This is a genomic window from Neobacillus niacini (assembly GCF_031456445.1).
Lineage (GTDB): Bacteria > Bacillota > Bacilli > Bacillales > Cytobacillaceae > Neobacillus > Neobacillus niacini_I.
In genome coordinates, this window is sequence record NZ_JAVDUQ010000080.1 from 1 (window position 1) to 3,125 (window position 3,125).

The 3,125-nt window shown below is 36.5% G+C and carries 3 protein-coding genes and 1 pseudogene; 3 read left to right on the forward strand and 1 reads right to left on the reverse strand.

Annotation, left to right across the window (positions count from 1 at the left end; all coding sequences use genetic code 11):
• Positions 1 to 260: 260 nt before the first annotated feature.
• Positions 261 to 662 (reverse strand): annotated as a pseudogene (locus J2Y67_RS27625) (DUF3888 domain-containing protein); the annotation flags it as partial.
• Between the two features lie 359 nt (positions 663 to 1,021).
• Between J2Y67_RS27625 and J2Y67_RS27630 the strand changes: the two are divergent.
• The 3 genes from J2Y67_RS27630 to J2Y67_RS27640 all read left to right on the forward strand — a co-directional run bounded on the left by J2Y67_RS27630 (position 1,022) and on the right by J2Y67_RS27640 (position 2,941).
• Positions 1,022 to 1,537: a MerR family transcriptional regulator gene (locus tag J2Y67_RS27630; RefSeq protein ID WP_310179377.1), complete on the forward strand. Its 516-nt coding sequence runs from the start codon at positions 1,022 to 1,024 to the stop codon at positions 1,535 to 1,537.
• Positions 1,538 to 1,539: 2 nt separating this feature from the next.
• Entirely contained in the window at positions 1,540 to 2,481 is a 942-nt protein-coding gene (locus J2Y67_RS27635) for an SRPBCC family protein (protein WP_310179378.1), read from the forward strand.
• A 271-nt stretch (positions 2,482 to 2,752) separates the two neighbouring features.
• Positions 2,753 to 2,941 (forward strand): hypothetical protein, encoded by a 189-nt coding sequence (locus J2Y67_RS27640; RefSeq protein ID WP_088087141.1) that lies wholly within the window; start codon positions 2,753 to 2,755, stop codon positions 2,939 to 2,941.
• Positions 2,942 to 3,125 lie beyond the last annotated feature (184 nt).

Below are 3,125 nucleotides of genomic sequence, written 5' to 3' on the forward strand. Positions count from 1 at the left end.
GAGGAGCCGTGTGCATTAATAGTGCAAGCACGGTTCTGTGAGGGGGAGGAATGCAATCTACCGTTAAGGTAGAGAGGTTTCTTTCTACTCGACTAGTTGAAGAAGAAATAGTTAAGATTGCATTAGAATAGGGTGAAACGGATATTTAACAGTGAACTCAACTAAAGAGATATATTAACCTAAAAAGGTTTCTTAAGAACATACTTAAACAAATGTGGCAGCCTATTAAAATCAAACGTTCCCTGCAAGTGCAAGTCAGGAGGAGGGTATTTATATGTCTTTAAGTGCGTATGATTTATTAACTTCACATCAGGTCCATAAGAAATCTGATAAGTCATTTTGTCCTTGCCAACTAGAACGTGATGACCACCATCGTCTGGTTCGATTTCAAATGTAATCTCCAATACATTGCCAAAGGGGTGATTTCTTTTTGTTTCAACCACATCAATGTTCTGTGGAGTTACTTGCGGATAAAAGTCCTTTAAAATCTTGGGATGATAATATTTATTCAAATCTTCTCTGATATAAGGAGTTAGCATAATCATAAGCATATCCTGTAACCGAAGTTCTTTGGAATCTTGAGTTGGTTTATCTGCTAAAGCTGTTGTTTGAAAAGATGTAATAAGAAGAGAGATTATAAAAGCGATATGTAGCTTTTTCATTTAAGCACACCTCTTTAAGGCTATTTAGTTGTATTATTACCTTTTCTGAATAAGGTATGTGGATATTAGCCTAACTGGTGCGATTATTCAATTAGAGTAGTCGCTGTTCTTGTTCTGCTAACGGGGCAGTTTAGTTGAACAATCATCATTAGCTTTTTTTCCACAATCGGGACAGATTGTGGAAGAATCATGAACAGTAAACATACGGCTTAAAGATTGTTTATGAAAAGTTACACTTAAGCTATCGAGGTAGGATAAAGATTTTCTCATGATTCAAAAAAATTTATTTTCCCTTGACTCTTACGTGACGTAACGGTTTATAGTGAAGATACCGGTAAAAATTCTCGCGAAATAAGGGGGTGGTTATTTTAGTTTCATGTAAGAAGAAATGGAAGACAGGGGAACTTGCAAAGTTAACAGGTTTAACGATTCGGACCTTGCGGTATTATGACCAAATTGAATTGTTCTCACCATCAGATTATTCAGAATCAGGATATCGCCTATATAACGCCACAGATCTTTCGCGGTTACAGCAAATTCTTAGTCTAAAAGATTTAGGATTAACGCTCGAGGAAATTAAATCGATCCTGGCCGACGATACGTATAACCCTATTGAAGTGGTGACTCTTCAAATAGAACGTTTAAGAGAAAATATAAGAGTTCAACAGAAGCTGTTAAAAGATTTACAAAATGTATCAGAGATTTTGCAAACGAAAGAGACATTGACGGTTCAAGATTTTACAAATTCAATTGGAATGATGAAAAAAAGTCATGAAAATTATTTTTACGGGCGCCAAAAGAATATGGAGCGCCAATTTGATCGACTTGGCGAATTCCTTTCTAATCATCCGTCTCACCAAAAAAGGAGGAAGTGAGAATGAAAAAACACTTTGCAACACACGATACCTTTGTTATTGAAAAGGTGTATAATTTCACACCTGAAGTGGTATTCGCTGCATGGGCGGACCCAGAGCATAAAGCAAAATGGTTCACTGAGGCGGAAGAGTTTGATTTTCGAGTGGGTGGACAAGAGATAAATCATGGCGGCCCTCCAGGAGGTCCTGTTTACACATTTAAGGCTCACTATCAGGAGATCATTCCTGACCACCGTATTGTCTATTCTTACACCATGGATCTCGATGAAACGCGGATTTCCGTTTCTGTAGCAACGGTCGAGTTTAAACAAATTGATGAAGGAACACACCTGATTTTTACCGAGCAAGGCGCGTTCCTAGACGGCTATGATACAGCTGCAGTTCGTGAGCACGGGACAAGTATTTTGCTGGATCAGCTTGGTGAACAGTTGAAAAATAATCAAGAGTTAGAAGTATCCTCTGGGGTATCGAAGATTATTAACTCTCCTGAGCCAATCTCTGATCGTGAGATTGTCAACACACGTATCTTCAATGTGCCACGTGAAATCATGTTCAAAGCATTCAGTGACCCGAATCATTTAGAAAAATGGTGGGGACCCGAGGGCTTTACTAATACGTTTCATGAGTTCGATATGCGACCAAACGGTATTTGGCGTTTCATTATGCATGGACCCAATGGTGTAGATTATGAGAATAAATCCATCATTTCCGAAATAATTGAACCTGAAAAGATTGTTATCCACCATCTGGGGCCAATACATGAATTTTTATTAACCATTACATTTGTTGAGAAAGAAGGCAAAACCGAACTTATATGGCAAATGCTCCACAAATCAGTTAATGAATGCGAAAAAGTGAGAAGTTTCTGTTACGAAGCAAATGAACAGAACTTTGATCGACTTGAGGCGGAACTGACTAAAATGGTTAATGGATTGCAACACTAATTTAATTTTATTAAAAAAGGCGCTAACATAGAAATTTTACTTATTCAGCTAAAGTACGCTTTTCTTTAGTAGGAAGGCGTCTTTTTGATATGCTCCTACACATTAAGGGATTAGATTTTGTTAAGGTAAAAAAAGATTGTGAAGATTTTCACTTAAACTAACGGGTGCTTTTCTTGAAGAAGCCAAACGGACCTAAATGGTCCTTTTATATTTGGTAAAAATACGAATTTCATTTATTGTATTGGAAATACTATCTGTCGAGGTGAAATAAATGAGCAGATTTAAAGTTGTATTTGAGAATACAATCCAAAGTGGTGGGTTTTCATTGGAGCAGTATTTGATAACATTACATCAAGAAAAAGATATGTTGGATTCATTTGATGGTCATGATGATTACGAGTTGGACATGAGGTTATTTGAAGGGGAGATTCAGAAAGTTAACCGATTGTTGGAGAGCTAAGGCTCTCTTTTTTATTTATAAAATAAAGATTTTATTTTCTTCTTCAACTAACGGCGCAGTTTAGCTCAATAAGAAAAATATTCAAATCGTGGTTAATTGACTGCTTCAAATTTGTTACAATTACTAACTGAGAAGTTATTAAACATATTAAGATAAACAGTAGAATGAGGTAATGCAATGACAT

Excerpts from the sequence above, each read along its gene's own strand:
- J2Y67_RS27640 (WP_088087141.1), top strand. The coding sequence starts at position 2,753 with ATGAGCAGATTTAAAGTTGTATTTGAGAATACAATCCAAAGTGGTGGG.
- J2Y67_RS27635 (WP_310179378.1), top strand. The coding sequence starts at position 1,540 with ATGAAAAAACACTTTGCAACACACGATACCTTTGTTATTGAAAAGGTG.